The sequence below is a fragment of the Pseudomonas bohemica genome (assembly GCF_002934685.1).
In the GTDB taxonomy this organism is placed as follows: domain Bacteria; phylum Pseudomonadota; class Gammaproteobacteria; order Pseudomonadales; family Pseudomonadaceae; genus Aquipseudomonas; species Aquipseudomonas bohemica.
Genome location: NZ_NKHL01000063.1, coordinates 1 through 23,967, shown reverse-complemented (window position 1 = coordinate 23,967; position 23,967 = coordinate 1). Strand labels below are relative to the sequence as shown.

At 57.1% G+C, this 23,967-nt stretch carries 25 protein-coding genes and 2 pseudogenes; 14 read left to right on the top strand and 13 right to left on the bottom strand.

The window, feature by feature from the left end; all coding sequences use genetic code 11:
* The coding region (locus tag CE491_RS30580) for a hypothetical protein (protein WP_234407473.1) at window positions 1-200 on the top strand (200 nt) is incomplete at its 5' end.
* A gap of 68 nt (window positions 201-268) precedes the next feature.
* Here CE491_RS30580 and CE491_RS01570 read toward each other — a convergent pair.
* The 4 genes from CE491_RS01570 to CE491_RS01550 all read right to left on the bottom strand — a co-directional run bounded on the left by CE491_RS01570 (window position 269) and on the right by CE491_RS01550 (window position 4,200).
* A complete protein-coding gene (locus CE491_RS01570) occupies window positions 269-2,185 on the bottom strand; it encodes a DDE-type integrase/transposase/recombinase (RefSeq protein ID WP_199884943.1) in 1,917 nt (638 codons plus the stop codon).
* A gap of 229 nt (window positions 2,186-2,414) precedes the next feature.
* A complete protein-coding gene (locus tag CE491_RS01560; RefSeq protein WP_110946616.1) occupies window positions 2,415-2,639 on the bottom strand; it encodes a hypothetical protein in 225 nt (74 codons plus the stop codon).
* Window positions 2,640-2,929: 290 nt separating this feature from the next.
* Window positions 2,930-3,604: a TnsA endonuclease N-terminal domain-containing protein gene (locus tag CE491_RS01555; protein WP_190727048.1), complete on the bottom strand. Its 675-nt coding sequence runs from the start codon at window positions 3,602-3,604 to the stop codon at window positions 2,930-2,932.
* A complete protein-coding gene (locus tag CE491_RS01550) occupies window positions 3,601-4,200 on the bottom strand; it encodes a hypothetical protein (RefSeq protein WP_110946614.1) in 600 nt (199 codons plus the stop codon). The genes CE491_RS01555 and CE491_RS01550 overlap by 4 nt, the downstream gene beginning before the upstream one ends.
* Window positions 4,201-4,550: 350 nt before the next feature.
* On the opposite strand from CE491_RS01550, the gene CE491_RS30120 reads away from it, so the two are divergent.
* Window positions 4,551-5,354 carry a hypothetical protein gene (locus tag CE491_RS30120; protein ID WP_199884942.1) on the top strand — a complete coding sequence of 268 codons (804 nt, stop codon included), beginning with the start codon at window positions 4,551-4,553 and terminating at the stop codon, window positions 5,352-5,354.
* Window positions 5,355-5,446: 92 nt separating this feature from the next.
* On the opposite strand, the gene CE491_RS01540 is transcribed toward CE491_RS30120, so the two are convergent.
* The 4 genes from CE491_RS01540 to CE491_RS01525 all read right to left on the bottom strand — a co-directional run bounded on the left by CE491_RS01540 (window position 5,447) and on the right by CE491_RS01525 (window position 9,972).
* A complete protein-coding gene (locus CE491_RS01540; RefSeq protein ID WP_234407472.1) occupies window positions 5,447-6,463 on the bottom strand; it encodes a DNA-binding protein in 1,017 nt (338 codons plus the stop codon).
* A gap of 135 nt (window positions 6,464-6,598) precedes the next feature.
* The gene (locus CE491_RS01535; protein ID WP_110946612.1) at window positions 6,599-7,360 is read right to left on the bottom strand and encodes an SIR2 family NAD-dependent protein deacylase; all 762 of its coding nucleotides are present in this window, start codon (window positions 7,358-7,360) and stop codon (window positions 6,599-6,601) included.
* Between the two features lie 1,069 nt (window positions 7,361-8,429).
* On the bottom strand, window positions 8,430-8,906 hold the full coding sequence (locus tag CE491_RS01530; RefSeq protein ID WP_199884941.1) for a hypothetical protein: 477 nt from the start codon (window positions 8,904-8,906) through the stop codon (window positions 8,430-8,432).
* 160 nt (window positions 8,907-9,066) lie between these two features.
* Window positions 9,067-9,972 (bottom strand): hypothetical protein, encoded by a 906-nt coding sequence (locus CE491_RS01525; protein WP_110946610.1) that lies wholly within the window; start codon window positions 9,970-9,972, stop codon window positions 9,067-9,069.
* A gap of 154 nt (window positions 9,973-10,126) precedes the next feature.
* Here CE491_RS01525 and CE491_RS01520 point away from each other — a divergent pair, with 154 nt between their 5' ends.
* Window positions 10,127-11,155 carry a site-specific integrase gene (locus CE491_RS01520; protein WP_110946609.1) on the top strand — a complete coding sequence of 343 codons (1,029 nt, stop codon included), beginning with the start codon at window positions 10,127-10,129 and terminating at the stop codon, window positions 11,153-11,155.
* A gap of 84 nt (window positions 11,156-11,239) precedes the next feature.
* The gene (locus CE491_RS01515) at window positions 11,240-11,713 is read left to right on the top strand and encodes an antitoxin Xre/MbcA/ParS toxin-binding domain-containing protein (RefSeq protein ID WP_110946608.1); all 474 of its coding nucleotides are present in this window, start codon (window positions 11,240-11,242) and stop codon (window positions 11,711-11,713) included.
* Window positions 11,714-11,942: 229 nt separating this feature from the next.
* On the opposite strand, the gene CE491_RS01510 is transcribed toward CE491_RS01515, so the two are convergent.
* On the bottom strand, window positions 11,943-12,935 hold the full coding sequence (locus tag CE491_RS01510) for a hypothetical protein (RefSeq protein WP_110946607.1): 993 nt from the start codon (window positions 12,933-12,935) through the stop codon (window positions 11,943-11,945).
* Window positions 12,936-13,757: 822 nt separating this feature from the next.
* On the opposite strand from CE491_RS01510, the pseudogene CE491_RS01505 reads away from it, so the two are divergent.
* The 6 genes and pseudogenes from CE491_RS01505 to CE491_RS01485 all read left to right on the top strand — a co-directional run bounded on the left by CE491_RS01505 (window position 13,758) and on the right by CE491_RS01485 (window position 16,815).
* Window positions 13,758-14,741 (top strand): annotated as a pseudogene (locus CE491_RS01505) (AAA family ATPase).
* A gap of 57 nt (window positions 14,742-14,798) precedes the next feature.
* On the top strand, window positions 14,799-15,629 hold the full coding sequence (locus tag CE491_RS30940) for a GNAT family N-acetyltransferase (protein WP_267894464.1): 831 nt from the start codon (window positions 14,799-14,801) through the stop codon (window positions 15,627-15,629).
* A gap of 27 nt (window positions 15,630-15,656) precedes the next feature.
* Window positions 15,657-15,941, top strand: coding sequence for a hypothetical protein (locus CE491_RS01495; RefSeq protein ID WP_110946606.1), 285 nt, complete (start codon window positions 15,657-15,659; stop codon window positions 15,939-15,941).
* 12 nt (window positions 15,942-15,953) lie between these two features.
* Window positions 15,954-16,079, top strand: a complete 126-nt coding sequence (locus CE491_RS31450; protein ID WP_456107149.1) for a hypothetical protein — start codon at window positions 15,954-15,956, stop codon at window positions 16,077-16,079.
* Between the two features lie 31 nt (window positions 16,080-16,110).
* A complete protein-coding gene (locus tag CE491_RS31445) occupies window positions 16,111-16,185 on the top strand; it encodes a hypothetical protein (protein WP_456107150.1) in 75 nt (24 codons plus the stop codon).
* Between the two features lie 192 nt (window positions 16,186-16,377).
* Window positions 16,378-16,815, top strand: coding sequence for a hypothetical protein (locus CE491_RS01485; protein ID WP_199884940.1), 438 nt, complete (start codon window positions 16,378-16,380; stop codon window positions 16,813-16,815).
* A gap of 375 nt (window positions 16,816-17,190) precedes the next feature.
* Here CE491_RS01485 and CE491_RS01480 read toward each other — a convergent pair whose 3' ends face one another.
* The 4 genes from CE491_RS01480 to CE491_RS01465 form a co-directional block, all read right to left on the bottom strand.
* Window positions 17,191-18,270: a hypothetical protein gene (locus CE491_RS01480; protein ID WP_110946604.1), complete on the bottom strand. Its 1,080-nt coding sequence runs from the start codon at window positions 18,268-18,270 to the stop codon at window positions 17,191-17,193.
* A gap of 2 nt (window positions 18,271-18,272) precedes the next feature.
* A complete protein-coding gene (locus CE491_RS01475; protein WP_110946603.1) occupies window positions 18,273-20,687 on the bottom strand; it encodes a TonB-dependent siderophore receptor in 2,415 nt (804 codons plus the stop codon).
* Window positions 20,688-20,781: 94 nt separating this feature from the next.
* Window positions 20,782-21,759, bottom strand: a complete 978-nt coding sequence (locus CE491_RS01470; RefSeq protein ID WP_110946602.1) for a DUF4880 domain-containing protein — start codon at window positions 21,757-21,759, stop codon at window positions 20,782-20,784.
* 3 nt (window positions 21,760-21,762) lie between these two features.
* On the bottom strand, window positions 21,763-22,305 hold the full coding sequence (locus CE491_RS01465) for a sigma-70 family RNA polymerase sigma factor (protein WP_110946601.1): 543 nt from the start codon (window positions 22,303-22,305) through the stop codon (window positions 21,763-21,765).
* 172 nt (window positions 22,306-22,477) lie between these two features.
* On the opposite strand from CE491_RS01465, the gene tnpA reads away from it, so the two are divergent.
* The 4 genes and pseudogenes from tnpA to CE491_RS01445 all read left to right on the top strand — a co-directional run.
* Entirely contained in the window at window positions 22,478-22,837 is a 360-nt protein-coding gene (gene tnpA, locus CE491_RS01460; RefSeq protein WP_234407471.1) for an IS66-like element accessory protein TnpA, read from the top strand.
* Window positions 22,838-22,889: 52 nt separating this feature from the next.
* Window positions 22,890-23,390: pseudogene (locus CE491_RS31010) on the top strand (tyrosine-type recombinase/integrase); the annotation flags it as partial.
* Window positions 23,391-23,465: 75 nt separating this feature from the next.
* A complete protein-coding gene (locus tag CE491_RS01450; protein ID WP_110946599.1) occupies window positions 23,466-23,720 on the top strand; it encodes an AbrB/MazE/SpoVT family DNA-binding domain-containing protein in 255 nt (84 codons plus the stop codon).
* Window positions 23,717-23,967: type II toxin-antitoxin system ChpB family toxin (locus tag CE491_RS01445; RefSeq protein WP_110946598.1), on the top strand; the 251-nt coding region annotated here is incomplete at its 3' end. The genes CE491_RS01450 and CE491_RS01445, both read left to right, overlap by 4 nt.

Sequence of the window (23,967 nt, the reverse complement as noted above, 5' to 3'; positions counted from 1 at the left end):
CTGGCCAAGAGCTACGCAGCCATGGTCACGCTGGCCTGCAGCCTACGTTGTATGCGGCAATACTTTTCGTACAAAACCTAACGAATCTCGGAGAATTTCGCACAATGCTGATTTTCCCGAGCCAGACGGGCCGATTACTGCCGCCAGATTTGGTACGCCTCGTTGCTGGCTTGTCTCTATGCTTTTTTGCAACTTGGTGAAAGCATGATGAAACGACGGAAACAGCACCCTCTGGGCCGAGAACTCGGTCAAACGATCGCTATATGAACTATCCATTACGCACCTCTACAGTTGTAGCGGAGTCGATAGGCACTGAGTCAACCAGTGTGATTTCTGGAAAGTTGGGTGTCGGCGGGCGGTCGAGCTTCGCCATTTGGATTGGCTGAGGCAGGGGGGCAGGCTGAGATGTGGAACCATTTTCCTCAAGCCTTGCTTGGCGCTGACGCCCACGCTTGCTTTTGTCGCTGTGTAGCGCCAAGACGAGTTTTACGCGTGCACGGCGCGCAGTTTTGAAATCGAATTTGGCCGAGCTCAGCCTGAGCTCTTGCTGCACCAAGTGGTGCATTTCCAACGTCAAGTTGGCCTGGTAACTCATATCCACAGCTTCTGCAGTGATCAGTTCGTCAGGCCAACTCGGGTGGCACACTGTTACCTTCTCCAGATCGCTGATGTCGTAGAAGATGCAGAGCTTCTGTCTTTTTACGGAGCGTTGTGCCAGTCGACGGATGCCTGGGGCGGTCCACCGCAGCTTCTCGAAACCAATCGTGTCGCCATTAGTGGCTGCGTAACGTTTACTCAGCATCAACCGCTGCACATCCTTGGCATCTAGTAGCCTGGGTGGCGAGAACCGGTCAAGGCTGCTCAGCCATGTGTTATGCGGCGAGTCATTCAGGGAGCGGTGGAAATTGTGGTGGTAAACCTCAAGAAACTCTTCAAACCTCAGCTTGAGCTCATCGAGTGTGTAGACGGTGTGCTCCGCGGGGTCGTAATCGCCACGGTCGTCCGGATTAGAGAAGGTTGTCCCACTCAAGTGGTGAGAGAATTGAAGATTTAGCGTCTTGAACCAGCGCTCAACGTGCGGTTTTTGATTCGGTGTGTAGGGTTCACAGAAAATAATGTGAGCACCCAACAGATTCATCACTTCTGCCAGCTTCTTTCCGGCGAACTCATTGCCATTATCCAGCACATAACATTGGCCGAGCCCGGCATATGGCGTACCGGCCATCAGTCCATTTTTCAGTGCCCGCAAGGTTTTCTCGATGCAGGGTGGGTTCAGGGAAATATCGAATGCGTTGACGCACCGAGATTTGATGTCAAGAAAAAGCGTGAGATAAGGTCTGCCTAAGACTTCACCCCCTCGTCCGTGGACAATCACGTCCATTTTTTGCGTATCCCCTTCGATGCGCTCAAGCACTCGGTGCACCAAGCTGCTTGCCCGACTCCAGTGTTGGTGTATCAACGCAAGGCGTTTCCCTTTCTGGTGAAGTTCTTTCTCGTAAAAGTCGATTTCTTGGATGATTCTCCAAAGCGTCGTTTTGCTGGGAATGCGTACCTGTTCGTTGATCGGGCGCCGTTCGTTGAGATCTTCCAGGCTGGAAATGATGACATCGGTCAATTCGGTCACAGTTACGGGGGTGTCCTGGAAATACAACTCAGTCACCCAGTAATCGATCTGTTCTTGGACCACAGCAAGTTGCCGAGTGATACGAAGCTTGCGAGTGCGGCGTCTTACCGGGATCAGCGAAATGGGATTACCGCCTGCCAAGCGGTACGATTTGCTCCATTCATATAGCGTGGTGTAACAGGGAGGGTTAGGGTCGGCATCTCTATTCGCCAAGTGCTTGATAAACTCTTCGGTGGCCTTTCGAGGAAGCCGACCTCCAAGTTCGACTTCGGCGCCTCGCACATAGCCCAGGCGCCTTTCAGTTTCGCGTTTAACGACATCGTCCAACGCGCTGATGATGCGTTGCGAGCCGTCTTCAAATGGCGCTTCCTGCACCTTTACCAAGTTTCCTTTTCGGTACGATTGATAAAGGCGATGCAGGTGATGGATCAATATATGGTTGGGGCGACTGAGGCTACGCAGTTGAATCCTTTCGGGCTCTACCGATGTGACCTGATAGGTTTCAGTACGCAGCCGCCAGTGCTCGCCCACCAATATTTCGAACTGAGTGGAAGTAGCCACTTTCTTGTCTCCCTTTCCAATTTGGTATGGCGCGGCGCACACGTATTGAAACCGTCGCTCACCCGTGTTCCCGCGACCAGCCGAATTAAGGCCAGATGCTCAGGTACAGATGTAGGGGTTCAGTTAAAAGCCAATTAATGCTGTGAAGGTGGCGCCGGACTGTATGTTTTGCTGGCTCGTACTTCCTCCATCCTCAAAGGTTTGAAAAGGGGGGCTCACTCAGCGTCTGTCAGAGACGGATGTTGATTAGCTTAAACAAACGCTCGATCTGCGCCTTTTGATCTGGGGGGCTGGGTTCGCAGTAAGCGATGTGAGCGGCCGGAAGACCCAATCCTTCAGGCAGTTTGCGGAATACAATTTCGTCGCCGTTATCCAGTTTGTAGCCTTGGCCAAGCCCGGCCGTGAGCGTGCCTATGAATGACCTTTTTTTTAAAAACCCTTTCGACCGTTTCACGAGATCTCCTCCACGGTATGCCGGATAGAGTCCAAGCAGGCGGTGGATCAATGTATGAGTGGAGCGATTGAGGCTGGGCAGTCAAATCTCCGCAGCCACAACCGAAATCACCCGATAGGTTTCAGCGCCAAGCTTCCAACGCTCACCTGATCACATCGTCAACCTTTTGAAGGTTTCCATGATTCGCAGCCTGTATGAGTACCAGGTCAGTGGGCAGCCACTTCTTGAAGTATGTTGCTCCCCCACCCCGCTGGTTAGTCGGTTCGATCGAAGGTGCTCCGCTGCCGCATCTATGAGGCGCATTCCCTCTTGTGCTGTACGGCAGTTGAACAGCTGATCTGTCGCGACAAATCAATGCCTACTGCACCATAAAAAATCGCGTGCGCGATGCTCATCGGCGTAAACGCCAGATCCAGTAGCGCACCGATGCTCATGGGTTGTTGCCGAGACGCTAGCAGCGCGCACAGTTTCACAGTGCTCTGTCCATAGCTCGAAAACGCCTGATGATAAAGAAATGCCAGGTTGGCCGTACGAGTCGGATGAGAGAAATCTGAGGCAGCGAGGTATTCCAGCAAACAACCATGCAGGGCGAGCAGTTCCGCGTAACGCGCGATCCGAGAACAGGTTGCATTGTCCTCGAAACTTTGGTTGTTCTTGACTTCAATCAAGCGCTGCGAGCCGTTTGAGAAGCTGACCAAGAAGTCCGGCGTGTATCGAAAGTTGGTGCCATTGAACTCTAACGTGAACGGATGGGCTGCATAGCTGACGACGTCGTTGCGGCGCTCGAGTTCCAGGCAGAACGCTGCCTCAAGGAGCGACTCGCACACCACGACCGAGCGGTTTTTCCGCGAAGCGAATTTGGTCACTTGACTGCCCATCCGCCCATGACGCCGGGGTATGGTCTCGACAGCAGTGGCCACTTCGCTGAGCTGCTCAACCAACCCTGTTGCAACGAATGTGGTCATGACTGCTTACCCAGGCAATACATGAACTTGGTGATCCTCGCCATATCAAGTCTGGCGTTGCGAGCACTGTTCGATGCTTTGATCAAGTGGCGGAGTGTTGCTCTCAGTTGGCCGACGCTTCTTGCTTGAGTGACCTTGACGCCCCCGGGAAGAGCCCGCACAGGAAGTATGTCCTTCAGCCCCTGAGCCAGACCGGTAATAGCCCGTTCAAGGGGGCAACGCTTTTCAAGACCCCAGTGCGCCGGTTGAAACACCGCCCGCCCCAAAACTCCGTTTAACAGTTTGCGGCAGAACAACGCTCGGTCAGTGCGAATGACTAAGTTAGGGCGCTGTAATATATCGCGGCCTTTATGTGAAACAATCAAAGAGTTCAACGGGTCTGAGGGCGATGGACACTTTAACGTGATTGCAAAAGCGAAAATCTGATTCGTGTTGCGGTCCGCCATCACGCTCAAGTATGGCCGCTGATATGCGTAGGGACTGACGAAGGGAGCAGAGATATCCCAAATGAGAATATCCAGTTTGATGCTATCGAACTCAATCACTACAGAGCTCGGGTTGGTATGTGGTTTACCAAAACTTGAGTACGTATTCATGACGGCTCTCGTTAGGTCATTCGTGTCTATAGGAGCGGCTAGTTATTTCCGAAGCTTGTTAGTAAAAAAACAACATTTCTCGGGGCTAATTATGCGCCGCAGTTAGCCCCTTGACGACGGCCGAAATAACTGTCTAGGATAATGGACGAAATTTCCGCGCAAGGCTCTACTACGTACCTTGCGGGAGCGAAGTTAGAGTTCAACAAACCGCGCATTCTGATAGGCTCATTCGTGCATGAGGTGGCCCGATGCGATTCCCTCCACTTGATCGTGCGGCTCGACGGCTCCGAGCTTGCGCGTTTTCCCATGCCGCGGCGGAAATGAGCGGTTGTGCGCATACGCCGGGTGCAATGGCCGCGTCCTACCGCCAATTGCACCCGAACTTGCATGGCGATTTGCGCAAGCAGTGGGTGCGTTCATTTCACGGATCGACAATTGCCAGCTGGGTTCGTGATGATTTCTTCAAGCGATGTCCTGCGCTAGAACAGCTTTTCCTCAATCCGTTGTGGGAGGTAGTTTCTGAATCAGCTGTTCCAATGAATTGGGATGACCTGGCTGATACTATTCGCATAGACGATCGTCCGCTGGATGGCATCACGGGCAAGTTAACGAAGTCTCTTCTCGATCGTGTGGACTGGCCATGCTTCTGCGTCCATTTGGTCTTGTTACAAACTCGCAACCGCCATTTTGAGACTTATCGCCTCTGGTTGGCGAAGAATTTTGTTTCAATTTCAAGTTGGGTATGCGTGCAATCGCCGTGCGTATTTATTTCAAAAGAATTTAAGGTTCAACTGCTGACTGCACTTCGCAATGCGCCTATCGAGTTTAGGAACAATATCACTTGGGCAGAGTATTCTCATTGCCAGCAGGATGTTTTACAACTTCTCAAACTCAGTAGCGAAGCGGGGTGGTTGTCAGCGCAAGATCAACAGCTGGCATTGTTGTGGTGGAATCTTTCGCCCGCACAGAGACGTGCCGAACTAGGGAGACTATATACTGCCGATGACGGGACGGTGCGCTTTCCGACAGCGATGTCAAGTGCTACGTACCAGGCTTGGCGAAGAAAACGTCAATGCTGGCTAGATCACCCTATAGCCTTGAACGGCTTTAATTGCGGCTTTCCTTCTGAGGGACGGTTGCTGCGCGTGGCGTAATTTACTAGGTTTGAGTATTCGGGCGGCGGATGACTCCTTCGGAGCGCTCAATCAAGCCGTTCATATTGCGTGAACTGGGGCACCGTCCAGCTTTATGGCACATCGGAGGTTTCATCACTGCACTTGCGTGCCGAAAGAAGTGCTTCCAGCTGCGCTAATTGGCGGCTCATGGTGCGCAAATTGCGCACATCCTGTCGTCGATCCAGCACGCAGTGGCGAGCTTTTTCGCGCATCACCGAAAACTGCAGCTGAAAAAAAGCCGCTTCGGCTTGTGTGGTGTGGAGTTTGCCCTGTAACTCCTGATACTCGTTGGCCTGATTGTTTAGTTCCTGTGTGCGACTGCGCAACGCCCTTTCAGAGAGGGCGTGCTCGGCACTGATTCGCTCAAGGTCCCGGTAGACGAGGCTAAGTTCTTCTTGTTTGACCAGCAGTTGTTCCTGCAGTGACCGTAGCTCGTGCCGAAGCTGTGCCACAGTTGACTCATGGCGGGAGGCTTCGTCTTGGCGTTGTTGCTTGGCCTGCTCGCGAAAATGCAGCAAGCCGTCTCTGGCATGAGCCCGCTGTTCTTCCAGCGCCAGCAGTTGTGATGCCCGTTCCTGCAGCAGTTGCAGGTGGTGGCTTTCAATCGCCAGCAGTCTCTGTCGTTCTCCCTCGCTGTGCTGAAAGTGATCGCTCAGTTGGCGATGCTCCTCTCGGAGGGCTTGGAATTCGGCCAATACGTAATCCTTACTTTTCTGCAGCTCGTCTTGGCGAGCCTGGTCCACCTCACGTTGATGCTGGTAGGCATTCCGTTGACGTTCGAGCCTAGCTCGGTCAGCGACAACGGCTTGTTGCGCCTCAGACGCCAAGCGATGTGCAAGGCTAGTGATGAGCGCTATAAGCTCCTCGCTCAGCGATAGCTGGGGCGGATGGGGCTCTTCGTTGATCAGCTCTTTGAGAAAACGCTGAATGGTCGTCTTCGAACCCGTATGACCGAGCTCCGCTCGGACTGCCTCAATGCTTGGGCGCTGTTCACGAGCGAGTAGGGCATCACGTGCCCCTCGGACTATTGCTTTATTCACCCCAGAGCGAGCCATTTCAGACTCCGACAAGGCCGGTAGGGCATTCATTATGCTCGCCCGCCGTGGATACGGGCTCCAGACCGACGAAACGCAGATGGCTGATGCGCTGCTGGGGGCGAGCCCAAGTCAAGCTGTGAGGCTAACAACCCGCCCGCTCACGGACACGCTGCACTTTCTTCGCGATCACCCAGCGAGCATGAGGTCGATCAAGTGCGGTACTAGTTGCCCGGCTAAGCCAATCAGCATTAGCTCTTTTGGCTGGTGCAAGCGTACATCTACTCGATTGACATGGATGATCGTGGCCCCAGCAGCCAAAGCAAGGTCGGGCAGGCGAGCGGCGGGCATGACAACACCGGAGGTGCCAATGGAAAGCATCACATCGCAGCTCCGCGCTGCCTGCGTGGCAGCCTTCCATGCCCCAGCGGGTAGGTCTTCGCCGAACCACACCACGCCGGGTCGCAGCCGCCCGTTACACCGTGCGCAGCGAGGTGGCTCAATCAAAGCGCCTTCCGCGGGTGTCGCCAGTTGCTCCTGCGTAAGTTCAGCAGGGCGATGACACGCGAAACATTTCGGCGTCAGCAGGCTCCCGTGCAGGTGTACAACGCCCTGGCTGCCGGCTCGCTCGTGCAGATCATCGATGTTCTGGGTGATCACCGTGTTCTCGCGACCCACGTCGGCCAAACGAGCGATCGCCAGATGTGCGGGATTTGGTTGTGCCTGCAGCACTTGCTGGCGACGCCAGAGGTACCAGCCCCATACCAGCTGGGGATGTTCTTTGAACGCCTTCGCCGTCTCCAGGCGCTCAGGATCGTGGCGTGCCCAGAGCCCCGTCAGACGATCGCGAAACGTCGGAATACCGCTTTCTGCCGAGATCCCCGCGCCGGTGAACACCGCGACATGCCGAGCCTTACGCAGTGCGGTGATGGCTTCTGCTAACACGTTCATCGAAAGCCTCCTAAGCCTGAAACTTGAGTACGGTATGAGGGGCGGGCCACGTTCAACGATCTCGTTATCGTATCGCTGGAGGGGGCATCAGCGACTGTCGCGGAAGATCGTTCCGACAGACACCCCCAGCTCATCCTCAACCGAGCGCGCATCAGCGTCAAACATAGGTAACGCCCGACGCTCCTGCTTGAGCTAGGCGAGGGCGTTACAGAAGCAGCGTTCGCCTGGATGCACCTCATCTCGCTCACCGTCATGCGCCGTGCTGTAGCCCCATTGCGTCCTGAGCGTTCCGTATTGCGGGTTGCCGTTCGCTCGTCGGATCGACTCGATGCACATCCCATTGCAGTTGGGCTACAGCTGCGCATTCCACACGCCCACTGTTTTTCTTCGTCCTGCCTCATTGGCGGTCTGCCTACAGCGCAGGAGCAGCCTTCGTCTGGGTACAGCGATTCATGAAGGGCAGCGGCTGGGGTTGGCCAGGGTCACACCATCAGGGTCTGGCACAGGGCTACACTGACAGAAATGGGCCTTGCGGACCGTCATCGCAGGGGCACTCGCCGAGCGTCTTGCGTCAGTGCAACTCAGCTGCTACAGCGGTTTGGGCATTGTTACGGCAGATTATTTCGTACCGTTTAAGCGGTACGAAATTACAGCTGTACCCATGTATCCAGAGACGGGGTAGGGGACTAAAAGCTGAGGTTTGAGAAGCCTGGTTTCTCAAACCTCAGTGCGCGATTTCGCTGGTGCGAAGGGTTTGCACAGTACGCGCGTGCCTGCGCGAGCATTGTCCTGATGATTTTCATTTTGCAGCATCTGGGCGGGGGAATCGCCGCTACCCGCCAGCTTGCGGCACGCTGAATGAGTACATGGCGGCGAGTCTTCAGCCCTTTGGCTAGGGTACCGAGCAATCCATGTGAGAGGGGGCGGCGTCAGCCCACGGGGTATTCACCGCCGCCTGGTCGGGCATGCGCGGCGGTGGACCGAGACTGGTCCACTGCGAGCGCTCGAAGCCCGGCTGGGGGGCAGGCTCCGGCAGCCGTCGGTGCTGTCGGCCTGTGTCTGCCCTCGGTCACGCGTGTCTGGATTCATACTGCTTGAGCAGGTTGATGATTTCCTTGTAGTACGCCACTTTCCCCCGAAGCTCTATTCGTTGGAGCATCAACCAGACCAAACCACAGAATGCGACACTCGCCACGAGCAGCTTCAGCCAAGGCACCAGCGTCAGGCTGAAGAAAGCCAGCATCACGACGATCAAGGACGCAAAGGTGGTATTGGCATCGGCTTGATCACTGAGGTATTCGCTGCGGTTGCTCAGCGTCAGAATGGCGAGCGAGATGGAATGCTTCGCTAATGCCCGGCCCTTCAATTCTGAGAGAGCGGCGATGGCGAAATCAGACTCCCGGGGCAAAAGCTCTTCACTGTCCCAGTCGATAAACGGCATCAGTTTCCTTTTTAGCCAGGTGCTGCGGTCAATGTAGACGCGCCGACAAAACTCGTTTCGAGCGTCGATGTACCATTTAACGTAGCTGTGCAGTGAAGATTCCACGGTGTCTGAAGGCTCCGTCGAGCATGGGGACGATTGATTGCCCAGCGGATCGATCGGCTGACAGCACCGCCGAGCAGAGTGGATGACCGCTGACTCCAGCATGGGGCCGTTCGGGACCTTTCAGTGGATGGCGCACATTGCAGGGTGATTTCGCCACGCACTAATCGGATTCGCGCACGATGATCAAATCCTCATTCGGCAGATCGAGTTGACGACTGCGGCCGGCTTCCTTGAACCCGATCGTGGTGGTGGTGCCAAACCCCCGAAACAGAATGGTGACGTTGCGAAATACTGCATAGCCGTCAGAAGACCTCTGGTCCGGCGCCAGCAAGGTGTTTGGAAGCAGGGCGGCATAGGGCGCTTTGATGTGCACGACAGCGTTTTCGACGCGGACCTGAGCAAGACGCATCGAACCATCTACCAGTTGACCTGTGACCCCCCCGAGCACCAGAGCGGCGAAAAAAACGCTGATGGAAAAGAACAGAAATGCAAACTTATGTTCATTAGGATCGTCGCACGCAGCGCCGTTCCCTTGGGTGGGAACCCCCGTTGCGGCATCTGTCTGCTGTTGACCGCGATACGCCGTGCCCGCAGCCCGTGCCATCGAGTAAAACAAGTACAGGGCCACCGCAAGCAGCGGCAGGTGCACGTAGGCAGCCGGTGCCCGCCGTCCCAGTAAAAAAATAAACAACCCACCCAGCGCCGCTGGGAAGATTGAAGGCCAGCTGAACCGGGCCAGCTCATTACGGAGCGGTATCTCAGTGCCCTGGACCTTGGCAACTGCTCGAACGGCCCGATAAAAAAGCGGGCGAAGGGCAATGGAAAAACACATGCCCAAGGCCAGCATCGAACCGGCAAACGCGGTGTAGATAAAGCCAAAGCATGCCGCCGCGACGACAAACAGCAATCCGTCCGCGAGCGCGAGTCCCTGGGGGAAGTGGCCGACGCGCAGGGCGTAGAAGATCACGCAAATACTGCCCAGACAAACGCTGAACTTGATCGCACCGGTCGCCAGTTTGGTGAGGGTGTCGAGGGTGGTTTCCAGTGAAGTAATCCGTGCTTTCATGGTCAGACGCTAACGGTGTGGGAGGGCGATTATTCCGCAAACGGGGCGGTCTGTCCGAACTGAGAGGCAAACCGTTACCTATGAAATCGGACCGTCCGCGGGTCGTTGGGGTGGGTGCGGCTTCTCAAGACTGCTCCTGCAGAGTCATGCTGACATGCGCGCTGGCGACTCGTCGCAAAGCAGAAGAGAACATTGCGGCCTTGATTCGATAGGCCTATGTTGTCGAATCATACATCGCATTCACTCAGGCAATGTGCGAGACAGCGTAAAAGTGAACGAGCCCGAACATTATCGTCAGGCGGCTCGACGCCAAAGCACCGCCCGGCGTTACGCCCAAGTGATCGAGCACTTCGAAGTTGCTTGGGGTGGGATGCTGCCTGCTACCCAAGGCAGCGTTGTCCACTACCTGGCCGCCCAGGCCGAACGATTCTCGCCGGGCACTCTGCGCACTCACTTAGCGGCCTTGGCATATTGGCACCAGCAGCACGGTTTCGTCGATCCGACCAAGGCGTTTGAGGTCCGGGAGGTCCTGCGCGGAATCCAGGCGTTACACACACGTCCGCCACAACAGGCAGAACCCCTCCAGCTGCAGGAACTGGAAGCGTGCGTTGAGGCATTGCGGCAGGAAGAGCAGGCAGGTGAGCGGGCTGCGCGTCTAAGAGCTTGCCGTGATCGGCTCCTACTGTTGCTGGGATTCTGGCGCGCATTGCGCAGTGATGAGTTGTGCCGCTTGCGTATCGAACACATTCAACTGGACCGTGGGCGCGGTCTGAAACTTTTTCTGGCCAGCAGCAAAACCGATCGTGCTTACCAAGGGCGGCAGCTCAATATGCCGGCGCTGGTTCGACTGTGCCCGGTTCAGGCCTATGAAGATTGGCTGGCGTGCAGTGGCTTGACACAGGGTCTGTTGCTTCGAGGAATTGACCGCTGGGGACATCTGCATGCGGGCTTGCATAGTTACAGCGTTTCGCGCGTGTTGCGCCGGGCCTTCGAGCGCGCCCGCCTTAACGCAGAAGGTTACAGCGGCCATTCTCTGCGGCGCGGCTTTGCTACATGGGCCAGCGCCAATCAATGGAGCGCCAAAGCCTTGATGGACTATGTTGGCTGGCGAGACGTGCAATCCGCTATGCGGTACATTGAAGCAGACGCCGCGTTCGGAACGTGGCGGCGTAAGAGCGCATGACAGGAGGTTGATAAGCTTAGGCGTTGATCAAAAGTTGCGGGAAGGGTCCGATGATTCTTTCCGGTACAGTGGGAGAGTGCGACGATGGTTTCGACAGACCTCGCAAATACCGGGACAACAGATGCTGGCTGCAGTCCTACAGCGTACTTCACTCAGGTCCGGGATGAGCAGCACGATGCGCTGAGCCTCTACACCTTGGTGCAACAGGGGTTTGCGCTAGATCAGGTGAAAGCGATGGTCGCCTCTTCCGAACTGTATTCATCAGCGGACCTGCTTTTTCGAATTACCGGCCAACACTCTGCGGTCGTCCAACCTCAGAGCCACGGCGCGGAGGGGGCTCGCCTCAGCGCCCAGCAGAGTGCCGTGGCGTTTCAGTTCGCGAAGGCTCTTGAACATGCCATGGCTGTTTTTGGCGGCCAGCGACCTGCCGAGCTGTGGCTTGCCAGCCCGTGTAGGTTCTTGGCGGGGAATGTTCCGCTGGACATGATCGACAATGCCTTAGGCTTCCACGCTGTAGAGGTTTACCTCACGCGAGTCGAGCATGGGGTATATCAATAGCGCCTCATTGATCTGCATCTGCGCGGGCTGGAGACTTACTGGACGGATCTGCAAAGGCTGTGGCTTGGCAACAGCTTCTCGCTGGATCCGCAGCTGAATGCTTCAAAGCTGGGCGGCCGTTCCGCTCACTGTTAAGTGGCTGTTCATAACGGCCGTCCTCCAGACGGATGCTTTTTTCAATGACCCTCCCTGTGGTGGACGCCTGCCGCCTGAAAGCAGGCCACTCCGATTACAAGACGTCTATTTTCGTAACATTCAACTGAGTTCGGAACATACGATCGCGCTCAGCGAACCATTCCTTCGCTTTTTCCTTCCCGTAATCTTGACGGGCCTGTTCCAAAGCGTATTTTGCGGAGCGGTAGCGCTCGACTTTGTCGTCAGTGATGTAACACAGCAGGCTCAGATCGCTGGTGGCGAATTTGTGTTCTTGCTCTATCAGTTGAGCGGCGCTTGCTCGGGCCAGTTCGATGACATCCATTTTTTTGGTAAGCGCATTCAGTTTTAGCGTAGTGACGTTCTGTTCTATCCGATCTGCTTCATCGTAGGCGTTTTTGACATCGGAGAGATGGTGTAAAACGTTTCGATACTTCTCGTCCAGAAGGAACGAGGTATTAGCAATCGTTCCCAGTGTCATGCGCTGGGTGCGGCGATCGATTTTTTTCTTGCCTTTCTTGTCCGTGTATTCTTTCAGAGTCACGCCAGTCACTGACAGAGTGTATGCGCCGCTGCGGGCGATGGCCTCAAGATGCCTCATGGTCTGAGGCCCGAGTTTATCCCGAATCGCATGCACACGCGCTTGGACGGTGGCCAACGCTGATTTTACCTGGGCAATGTCTCTGATCGCTGAATCCTTTTGTGCAACCAGGGCTCGGAGGCGTTCAAGCCCTTCCTCATGTTTCTTCAGGTTCAGGTATTTCGTTCGGTCAGCACTGAGCCTTGATTCACCATCGAATTTTGATTGGGCACACTCGTTGCCTACAAGAGTGATGCTGTCGTCGGTCAGCACCGCAACAAATCCCCACTTGTGGCCTTCGTTGCACAGCTTCTCATTGTCTTTCAAGAGGCAACACTTCACTTCATCGCTGAAGAAATAGTCTCCCAAGAGGTGCTTGTAGTTTTTTGGCGATACTGGATTTTCTTTCTTGAATCCCGGGAGCGCTTCAATTTCGGCAATGGAGTTGAATGTTCGGATCTCAACGGTACGATCAAGCGTCTTGTGCATGCGGCCAGTACTCAAACGTCTAGATTTTGGTGCCAGGCATCGGTCGGCTGCGTGACAGCCGCGCCATAACGCCTAGATTTCGGGGTGCCGTTAGGCCATTGTGGGGGCTTAAATCTGCGTTGGCAGACCGCGCCCGTCGGATCTTGGTTTTGCTGATGTCACTTGTAGGACTACTGTTGATCGATACAGTATAGTCAGGTTTTACACGGGTTAGGAGAGCACACCACTCTTGCGCTCGATCAGAAGTCCCGAGTGATCTGACCGTGTGCTAGAACGTGCGGGCCATGCCCCCTGATTCCGATTGATAGCTTGCCGATAGCAGTCCGTGTTGCTGGCAAGGTTGGCTGTGCCAACCGATGATCTGTCGCCAGCGATTCTCGCAGCCAGCTCACAGCGCACCTCGATGCCGGCTGTCATCTCCAAAGGCTGTTGGCCCCCCACGCCAGAAATCATCCTCGCGATTACCCCAGTACTGCTTGTTTTGAAAGAGGGCAGCCTGCCTGAGTCGGGTGATGCTGATTTCTCCCTTTGCGCTTCGGCGTGCAATTGGGCGTTTCGATCAGCTTCTATCGGGCTCTAAGTGGCACATGCCGATTTCCCGGCTGACAAGCTTTCATCCTGGTTTTCCTTCGTTAAGGCATATCTTGTGCGCCCCTGTAGCTCGGCGATGCCGTTTTTTTGCGGAACGTGCGAAACCCACTACGCTGAAGCGGCTAAACGCTATCACGCGAGCGAACACTCTAGCCGTATGTACCAGCGGCTTGACCTGAAATCCAATTGAGCAGGGGAGCCGTCTGCCCTTGCGCGCAGGGATGCCTTGCCATGATCGAATCGATAAGCCTCTCCTCCATCGCTACGTACAGTGCCTCAAAGCCTGAGAAAATTACTGATTTAAAATCTATAAATTTCATCTACGGGGCCAATGGCGCCGGTAAAACCACGATTAGTCGATTGATCGGAAAGCCGGCTATCTCAGCTGAGTCCAACATCAGTTGGTTGCGTAATACCCCTGTGCCGGCCATGGTCTACAACAATGATTTTATTACCGCCAACTTCACTGGCTCGACAGAGTTTCAGGGTGTATTCACTCTGGGGAAGGCTGAACAGGCAGAAATCGACCGCCTCCAGAAACTGAAGGAGGACAAGAAGAATCACGAGCAACTGAGGACGAAGTCGATCATCCTATTGAACGGGGAAGACGGTTAGTCTGGGAAGAATGGCGAGCTGGCCTCCTTGGAAGCCAAATTGGTTATCCGCTGCTGGGAGCAGAAGAGTAAGCATGATGATCATTTCAAGGGGGCTTTCACCGGCTTACGAAATAACAAGGAGGCGTTCAAATGCAGGGTGTTGCAAGAATATACCAGCAACACGTCAGCTTCCGTTGGCCTTGATAAGCTTCAGGAACGAGCAACCGTGCTTTATGGCGAGCAACCCTTCGCAATGGCCGCTATTCCTGGATTGGATTTGTCTCGCCTGATTGCTTTGGAAGTCAGCCCTGTGCTGGCGAAAAAGGTGATCGGTAAAGAAGACGTGAGCGTTTCGGCAATCATTCAGCGTTTGGGCAATAGTGACTGGGTTAGGCAGGGTATTAGGTTTCTGGAGCACACAGACGAGCAGTGCCCGTTTTGTCAGCAGGAAATCCCTCATGACTTCGAAAAAGACTTGGCTGACTATTTCGACGAGACATTTGAAGCCGACTCAAAGTCGGTCACTGATCTACGGACGAAATATTTTCAGCTTTCAGACGAGCTTTTGATCCAGGCGCGAGGTCTTTTAGCCTCTGAATGCACTCACTGTTGGCGCTGATGCGTTTTTGACCCGGGGGGGATGCGGCGGAAATCTTGGACTACCTGGAGGTAGTTCATGTATTCATACGAAGACCGCATCCGAGCGGTCGAGCTCTACATAAAAGTGGGGAAACGCATTGGGGTAACGATTCGTCAGTTGGGCTACCCGACGAAGAACTCTTTGAAGAGCTGGTATGCAGAGTATGAGCGATGCCTCGACCTGGCGCGTGGCTACAAGACCTCGAGGTCGAAGTACTCATTGGCCCAAAGGGAAAAGGCTGTCGAGTACTATCTCGAACACGGTCGCAGCATCGCTGCTACCGTCACGGCGTTGGGCTACCTGGCACGGGATTCGTTGCGTGCCTGGATTTACGAATTGCACCCCGAGTTGCATACGCGTGTCGTTGGCCGATCTGACGGGTTGGCCCGCCCGCCAGCGATGAAGCAGGCAGCGGTCATCGCGCTGTGCACGCGAAAAGAAAGTGACGTAATTGCCCTCATTGCAGAGCTGGACGCCTACCAGGACACCCTGTACCCCCCAGAGAGCAGGCATTCCTTAGATCTGACTTCGTTGAAGCAACCTAATGTCCTGTTTGCCGTTGCGAGGGATAGTACAGGCCAGGCAATCGGCTGTGGAGCGATAGTCCTATGCCCTGAGTATGGCGAAGTCAAACGTATGTATGTCTGTCCTCGCGGACGAGGGCAAGGCGTCGCCAAGAACCTTCTGGTTCTGCTCGAGTCACGGGCAATAGGCTGTGGCTGTAAGTTGGTTTTGCTCGAAACTGGACCGTACCAACATGAGGCTTTGGCTCTGTACGCCTCAGGCGGCTATGAGCGCAGGGGACCATTTGGCGATTACACGAACGATCCACTGAGTGGGTTCATGCAAAAGCACATCGCAGCCTGATACAAGCAATTGGATAGGAAAACGACCATGGCAACAGTATTTCTGGTGATGGCAACAGCCAGCGGTTTTAGAAGCGACGAAAGAAAGCCATTGCCATTACGGGCTTTTGAGGACCGCGCTCAAGCCGAGGAGTGGCAGAACATGCTGTTCGACTATCACCTAAGCCCACCTGAAATGCCACTTGAGGAAGGCCGCGAAATCTGGAGTGCTTACAAGGCACAGGTGAAAGAATGGGAGCGTCGTCATCCTGCAGGAACTGAAGCCTCCCAATACCAGCATTTCGGGGTCTACGAAGTCCCCGTAGGGCTATAGGAAACCGACACCGTGAGCATTCCATTGGGTGAATTTGCCTGGCGTGACATCTGGATTGACTATGACTTTGAAGAGGTGACTTATCGCTGGGAGTGTCGGACCAAGACCGTCTACGTCCAGGTTTTATGGCTCAGATGAAAGCCCCAGCCCAGAGCCTCAACGAAGTCGTTTGTTCAACGATGCGGTTTTGCACGGTAAGGAAATCACTTCAGCTGAATATGCCGCTGGTTTCCCACGCCGATAGAGGTCAATTACCGTTAACCGAATTCCTGGCCCCGATTGAGGCTCAGATTCACTAGCCCGAGTAGCACGGAAAAGACGAAATGAAATAGCCCTATCAGCCCGCTTCTGCGGGCTTTTGGGTATCGGAGGCAGCGTTCGGTCTCCCTCATAAGGAAACTACAGCTTGGCAGATATATACCCTGAGTGCTACGGCATGCACAACTCCACCACTCTCCTCAACCATGTCATGGCCATCGCCACACAACTTCCGATCCTGGGTAACCCGCAGGCCACTGAAATTCGATATCTGATGCATTTCAGTACTGATCGCAATATCAAAGAGTTTGAGGCGCGTCCGCTCAATTATTGCTGGGCAGACGTATTAAGCGCAGACGTAAACATTGTTCGTGAGATCACAAATGCCATGCCACCGACAGCTTACGAAGCCGTTTATGTCCTACGGGTAGGATTGCCTGCGTCGACTGATGGAGGTTTTGATCGATTACTCATCGACAGCCCTGTGATTGGTGAATGGGTTTGTGGCAAACCAGGAACCTGCCGAGAGTATGGGCTGGCCGTCTTCGTTCGGGCCGGTGAGTTTGCCAAGATCGATCTTCATCTTGACCCCTCCAAAAGCTTTTACCATCCCTGATGTTCGAGATGGAATGACGCATCAAGCCGCCATGAGCATGGTTCAGTCAAGCTTTCTAACATCTAGGGAAATCCGCTGCGCGATGACCAGATCATGGGCGTGATGGAGAGCTACTTGAACGTGGCCCGGGCTGAGCAGGAACTGGCGGCGCTGCGTCAGCGTAAGGTGGGCTTCGTATGAAGTCCGCATTGATCGTCGCAGGGGCTGGCGGCTGCAGCGGTGAACTCTTCGCCGTACGCAGCTGACCACGTGCCGCTGATTCGTGAGATCCAGCACTACCGCCAGGTAGAGCCATCCTTCTTGAAAGACCGTAGCGCTTGATTTCCCCGAATTTTATGCGCTCCCTTTTTGAACGTCGTGTAATGGGGTGTCGTCTCAGTGAAGCAGTTTCAGGGTCAGCACGCTGAAGGTGTCGGCATGAAACTGCGGGTCGGGTTTGCTGACGTCAGGGGTGGGCGCCGGTTGGGTGAAACCCATGGCGAACAGGTACACCTGACCTCGCGCCGCATCCAGCACCATGTTGTGCGCCCAGGGGCGGGTGCCCACCGCGCCTATGAGCCTGTACCCACCGTTGGCGTCTTTGCGGACCACGGCAAGACTTGCGTCGGCGCCGCTGGGGATCAGCAACTGGGCGGAACGGGCGTCGTAGGCCAGCGCGTTGACGGCGCGGTCGATGGGCAGCTGCGTCAGGGTTTTCCCGCTGCTGAGGTCCGCGACGATGAGCGTGGGTTTGCCGCCGCGACAGGCGACGAACAGCACCTTGGACGCTTCATCCGCCGCCACCGCGCTGGGCTTGCTGCACCCTGGAAATGTCAGCAGACGCTGCTGCTCAAACCCGTCGCCTGAAAGCAGGGCCACCTGATCCTCATCGCGAAACGGCAGCACTAGCGTGCCGTCGGCGAGCATGATCGGCGCGTCGAGCTTTTGCGCACGGACATCCCGCAAGCCAGTCAGGCGATCGGTCGCAGGGTCCAGCCAGTACAGCGTCGAGTGATCGCCACGCCGCCCGCTGGTGAAAATTACCCGGCGGTGCGTTGCGTCATACACCACGTTATTGAGGTTGCCGCTATCCACGGGCAGGCGTTTGAGCACCTTGAGGCTGTCCAGCGCGACGATGCCGATGCTGCCGTCCATGTTGGCCACGTAGGCGCGATTGAACGGGGGAACGATGGCGATGCCGTTGGCGCCGGTCGAGTTGTTCAGGGTCTTGAGCGCTTTCTGCTTGGTGACATCGAACACCGTCAGGCCGTTTTCCCGGCGGGCGATGAACAGTTGCGCACGATCCGGCGCAAGGGCGGCGAAGCCCCAGCTGTGGCCTGCACCGGGCAAGGTGCGGGTGGCCACGGTCTGCAGCAGCGGGTCGTTCGGTTCAGGCGCGTCGGCCGCCTCGGCGATCGTCGCCGTCAGGCAAAACAGCGTGGCACTGAAGGTTGCCAGGGAAGTGAGCAGGCTCATGATCAGAACTCCAGGGTGGTCGACAGGATGAACTGGCGGGTGTCGCCCATCGACACGAAATAGCGGTTGGCGCTGGACGTGTAGTAGGTGCGGTCGAACAGGTTCTTGACGTTGAGCTGGATGTTCAGCTTGTGGTCTTCGACGCGGGTGTCGTAGGAGGCGAAGGCATCAGCCACGGTGTAGGACGGCAGCTCGAAGGAGTTGGCCGAATCCCCCGGACGCTCGCCGACATAATGCGCCCCGGCACCGGCACGCAGACGGTCACCGCCACCCAGCACGCTGCCGAAGTCATACACCGCCGACAGGGCACCGGTGCGCCGGGCGACGTTCCACAGTTGATTGCCCTTGTAGAGCGGGTCCTTGGTGGTTTCGGCGTCCAGAAATGCCGCGCTGCCGATCAGGCTCCAGCGGTCGGTCAGCTCGCCGGTAACGTCCAGCTCGATACCCCGCGAACGAGCGGCGCCGGAGGTGCGCCAGTCGGTCAGTTTGGTGACGTCGTTGAACTGCGACACCATGACGTTTTTCTTGTGGATGTCGAACAGCGCCACAGTGCCGGTCAGGCGCCCCGGAATATCCAGTTTCGCGCCCAGTTCATAGGACTTGGCCTCCTCGGGCAGCACCGAGGAGTCGATGACCACGCCGCTGCTCAGGGGCGCGATGGTCGAGGTCGGCTTCAGCGATTCGGTGTAACTGCCGTAGAACGACAGGTTGTCATTCCACTGGTACACCAGGCCTGCGCGGGGCAACAGCTTTTGCCCGTTGATGTTGGTGTTGGCCTTGAACGGACGACCGCGCCCGGCGATCTGGTCGTACATCTGATAGCGCGCCCCGGCCACCAGAATCCAGTGCTCATCCAGGTGCAGCGCGTCCTGCATGAAGATCGACGAGGCGCGAAGTTTGTCGGTCTGGTCGCTGTCGCTGGCCGACACGGTGCTCGACGACTGTTCCAGTCCATACACCGGGTTCAGATAGTTGAAGCCGTATTGCGTCGACTGGCGCAGCAGGTCGGCGCGGAAGATCTTGCGCTTCTCGTTGTCGACGCCCAGTTGCATGTCATTCTGAAAACCGGCGATCTGCACGTTGCCCTCCAGGGAGGCGATGGCAAAGCTGTCGGTGCTGACCGCGCCGTGGGTCGCGTCGTTGCTGCGGGTTACAGCGCCGGTGGTGGTGTTTATGGCGTTGACCCGCAACTGATTGGCGTCGTAGGTCTCGCGGTTCCAGCTGTAGCCAAAGTGGCCTTTCCAGTTGTCGTCGAACTTGTGATCGACGCTCAACTGGGTGAGGTCGGAGCGGCCTTCCATGTTGTTGAAGGGCTCGTCCAGACGCTCGGTCCTGGGGATGTTCAGCGGGTGATTGGTGCGTGGGTCCAGCGCCGTGCCGCGATCGAAGGGCGCGAGGAATTCGCGATGCTCGTACGACAGCACCACTTGGGTGGTGTCGCCGTACCAGGCCAGCGATGGCGCCACCACGGTTTCGCGGTGGGTGCCGAAGTTGCGCCAGTAATCCTCGTCTTCATGGTCGACGATCAGGCGATACGCCAGGCCACTGTCACCGATGGCGCCAGTACTGTCGAAGGTGCCGCCGCTGCCGTCGCGGCCGTGGGCATAGCCCGAAGCGCGAGCGATGATCGCATCATAGCTCTGCAGCGAAGGGCGTTTGCTGACGACGTTGATCACCCCGCCAGGGTCCATGATCCCGTACAGCAGCGAGGCCGGGCCCTTGAGCACTTCGACGCTGTCGGCGGTGGCGGTCAGGCCGCGGCCCTGCACCAGCGGCATGCCGTCGCGCATGATCGAGCCGTCGCGGTTGCCGCCGAAGCCGCGTTTCATCAGGGTGTCCTGGGTCGAGGCCAGGGTGTTGCCCTGGGTGATGCCGCTGATGTTGGCCAGGGCGTCATCGAGGTTGCGGGGCTTCTGGTCGCGCAGCACCTGTGCCGGCACCACATTGACCACCTGCGGCACTTGCAGGGTGCTCTGGCTGGTGCGCAGGACCGAGTTGCCCGCTGGCGGTTGATAGCTGGTGCTGCGGTCCATGCTCGAATCGATCTGCGTCGCGCCAAGCTCCACGCCAGTGCTGGCGGGCACCAGGGTGTAGCTGCCATTGCTCTGGCTGAGCGCCGCGACGCCCGAGCCTGCCAGCAGCATGGTCAGGCCCGTTGCGGCTGGATAGCTGCCATTGAGGCCCGGGCCGGTCTTGCCATCGGTGAGCGCCGCATTGCCGGCCAGTTCGATGCCCGCCTGCTGGGCGAACTGGGTCAGTTGTCCGGTCAGCTCGCCACGGGGGATGTGGTAGTTGATCGCGTTGCTTTGCGCAGGGTCGGCAGCCTGCACGGGGGCGGTAAAAGCGCTGCCGAGCGCCAGTGAAACGCACAGGGCCAGCGGGGAGAACGCAAAGGGGCGACGAGGGGCAAACGACATGAGGCTAGGGTCCGCTCTGGAGAGTGAAATAGAGGTGCTTTCACTGACACCGAATGAGCGCGGCAAAAGGGGAACCGTGGATACACATTATTTTTCAGACGCGGGCTTCGACTGTCACCCACCAGGGCATGACCTGTTTGATCGCGACCGGCAGGGCGCTTGCCAGCGACTGCAGGGCTCGGTCGGTGTCCTTGATCGAAAACGTACCGACCACTCGCAGGTCGCCAACCCCAGGGGCGCAGCCCAGATAACCATGGCGATAGCGCGACAACTCCAGGCAGAGCTGCTGCAGCGTCATGCCCTGGGCGACCAGAATGCCTTGGGTCCAGGCTTTGCCGGAGACAGGCGCCGCCCGGACAGCATCGAAATGCCCGGTGCTGAAACTGACCTGCTGGCCTTCGCCGAGGCTGCAACGCTGATCGCCGCTGACGATGTCCAGCTGGCCCCGATAGACGCTGACGCAGGTGCTGTCCTGCAGCAGGCGAACGCCATAGGCGGCGCCACGTGCGCTGAGCCGGCCATGACGACTGCGCACTGTTTGCCCGCGAGCGGCGCCGGTCTGGCTGTCGATCAACAGCTCGCCTGCCAGCAGGTTCAGGGCGTCATGGTCGTTGGCCGTGCTCAGATCCACAGCGCTCAGGGTGTTCAACCACAGGCGTGTCTGGCTGTTGAGCGCCACTTCGCGGGTTTCGCCGGTGGCTGTCGAGTAGTCGGCACACAGCCCGCGCAGGTGATCGGCGGCCACGGTGTCGCGCAGCCCGCGCCAGCCAGTGACTGCCGCCACCGACACCGCGCCCAGGGCCAGCAGCATCTGACGTCGACCCATGGGCAGGCCACGTCCGGGCTGCAAGGCGTTGAAGGCGGCGCTGCGTTCGGCAGGGTCGCTCAACGGCGCGAAGCGTCCGCCCACCTGTTCGACCAGCGCCCAGGCCTTGCGGTGTTCAGGGTGTTGCTCAAGCCAGCGCTGCCACTTTTGCCGTTGCTGCTCGGTGACGTTCTCAGCGCCCAGGGTGGCGTACCAGCCCGCCGCCTGTTGCAGGACTTCGTACTGCGCGGAGGAAGGAGACTGCATGGCTCAGCCCTCGCCCGCGTCGAGTAGCCCGGCTTCCAGCAGCATGCATTGCAGCATCGCATCGGCCATGTACTTCTTGATCATGCGCTCGGAGACGCCGAGTTCGACGGCGATTTCGCGGTAGGTCAGACCATGAACCTGCGTCATGAGAAACGCCTGGCGCGGGCGGGCGGCGAGTTTGCCGAGCATGCGATCGATCTGGAACAGCGCATCGAGAATCATCACCCGATGTTCGGCCGACGGCTCGTGGTATTCGGGTTGCGCGGCCAGTGTTTCCAGCCAGGCGCGTTCGATCTGCCGGCGTCGCCACTGATCGATGCACAAGCCCCGAGCCACGGTGCAGAGAAAGGCCCGGGCATCGCCGGGGCCACTGAAGGTGCGGGGTTTGAGGATCAGGCGCAGGAAGGTGTCGTGGGTCAGGTCGGCGACATCGGCTGCGTTGAAGGACGAACCGAAACGTCTGCCCAGCCATTGATGCAACCAGCCGCTGTGATGGGAATACAGCGTGCCGAGGGCAGAGGCGTCCGAGGGGCGGGGGCTCGACATGACAGCAGCGAATCCTGCGAATGAGAAAGGCTGCGGATAATAAACAGTCTCATTATCAATGACCAGCCGTCGAATCGCTGGCACCGCAAGACCGGCGTATCCGTCCGGCCAAGTCACCTACCAAGCCCCGGAAAGCCAAGACATGGTGTGCACTTAAATTTAAGTGGGCACCATGTCTAGCCTTTTAAGTGGGTATTTCATGCAGCCAACACGCCGTTCCTATTCCAAGTCCTTCAAAGTCCAGGTCATTCAAGAGTGTGCCCAGCCAGGCGCTTCGATTGCCAGCATCGCGCTCAGCCATAGCCTCAACGCAAACCTCGTCCACAAATGGATTCGGTTACACACGCGGCAAAATACGGCGCTGCAACCTGCTTTCATTCCGTTGCCCATGCAGCTGGCTGGAGCAAATTCGCAAGCTGCATCGCCGAATATCTGCGTTGAGATCCAGCACCCACGTGGCACCGTCAAAGTGAACTGGCCAACGGAAAATGCTGCGGCCTGCGCGACCTTTCTTCGAGATCTGCTGCGATGATCCGCATCGACTCCATCTGGCTCGCCACCGAGCCGATGGACATGCGAGCAGGTACCCGAGCGGAGCCATCAAGCCCGAGGTGTATCTACGCGCAGACATAACTAAGGGCTGCCGACCGCGCAATGTGTACCTGACCCACGCTTGATGCCTAGCCGCTCTGGACGGCTGGATCGCGGTTCGCTTACGGCGCCGCTGGGGACTTTCCGGCACTGACGAATACCGAGGCCTGCGCCCAGGTTCAAAGCTGGTCACCACACACAAGGGCCAAGCCTTTGAACTGGCGTTCAAACATCGCGAGCTGCAGAGCGGGCCGGAGATGTACAGGGCTTGTGACTCGCTCCAGCAGACCATCAGCAGGCTCTACCGGCAGGCCGGTATCAAGCAGGGATCGTCGCACAGTGGCAGACGCTCACTTGCAGCAAAGGTGCTGGCCGCGACTGGTGACGTTGAGACAGTGCAAATGATTCTTGGGCATTCCTGCCTTGACCATTTGAAGCCGTACCTGTCAGTGGATCAAGCCACTATACGGCGCGCTTTTGAGCTGGCATTGTAGATACTATGTAAATACAAAACGCTTGCGGTTAACGTGTTAAGTTTCTACAATGTGTATACGTTTTAGGAGGTTGTTATGGAAGTCAAAGTGCAGCAGTGGGGCAATAGCGCGGCGATTCGCCTGCCTGCAACCGTGCTTAAGCTGATGAATCTGGTCAGTGGCGATGTGCTGAAACTCGATGTGTCCGCCGAGGTTATGACCCTCAAGCCTGCGAAGGCCAAGCCACATTACGCGCTGGCCGAGCTGATGGCGCAGTGTGACTTGAGCGCGCCGGAGCCTGCCGACATGGCAGCTTGGAATGCCATGTCAGCCGTTGGGCGTGAAGCGTGAAGCGGGTCAAATTCAACCGTGGCGATATTGTTCGCCTGAACCTGAATCCCACCGTTGGCCGTGAGCAGCAAGGCGATTTTCGCCCTGCGCTGATTATTTCGCCTGCGGCCTTCAACGTGTCGGGCTTGGTCCTGATCGCGCCCATCACCCAGGGCGGGGATTTTGCCCGCTATGCCGGTTTTGCCGTGCCACTGAGCGGTTCCGGCACCGAGACGCAAGGCGTGGTGTTGTGCAATCAACTCCGCAC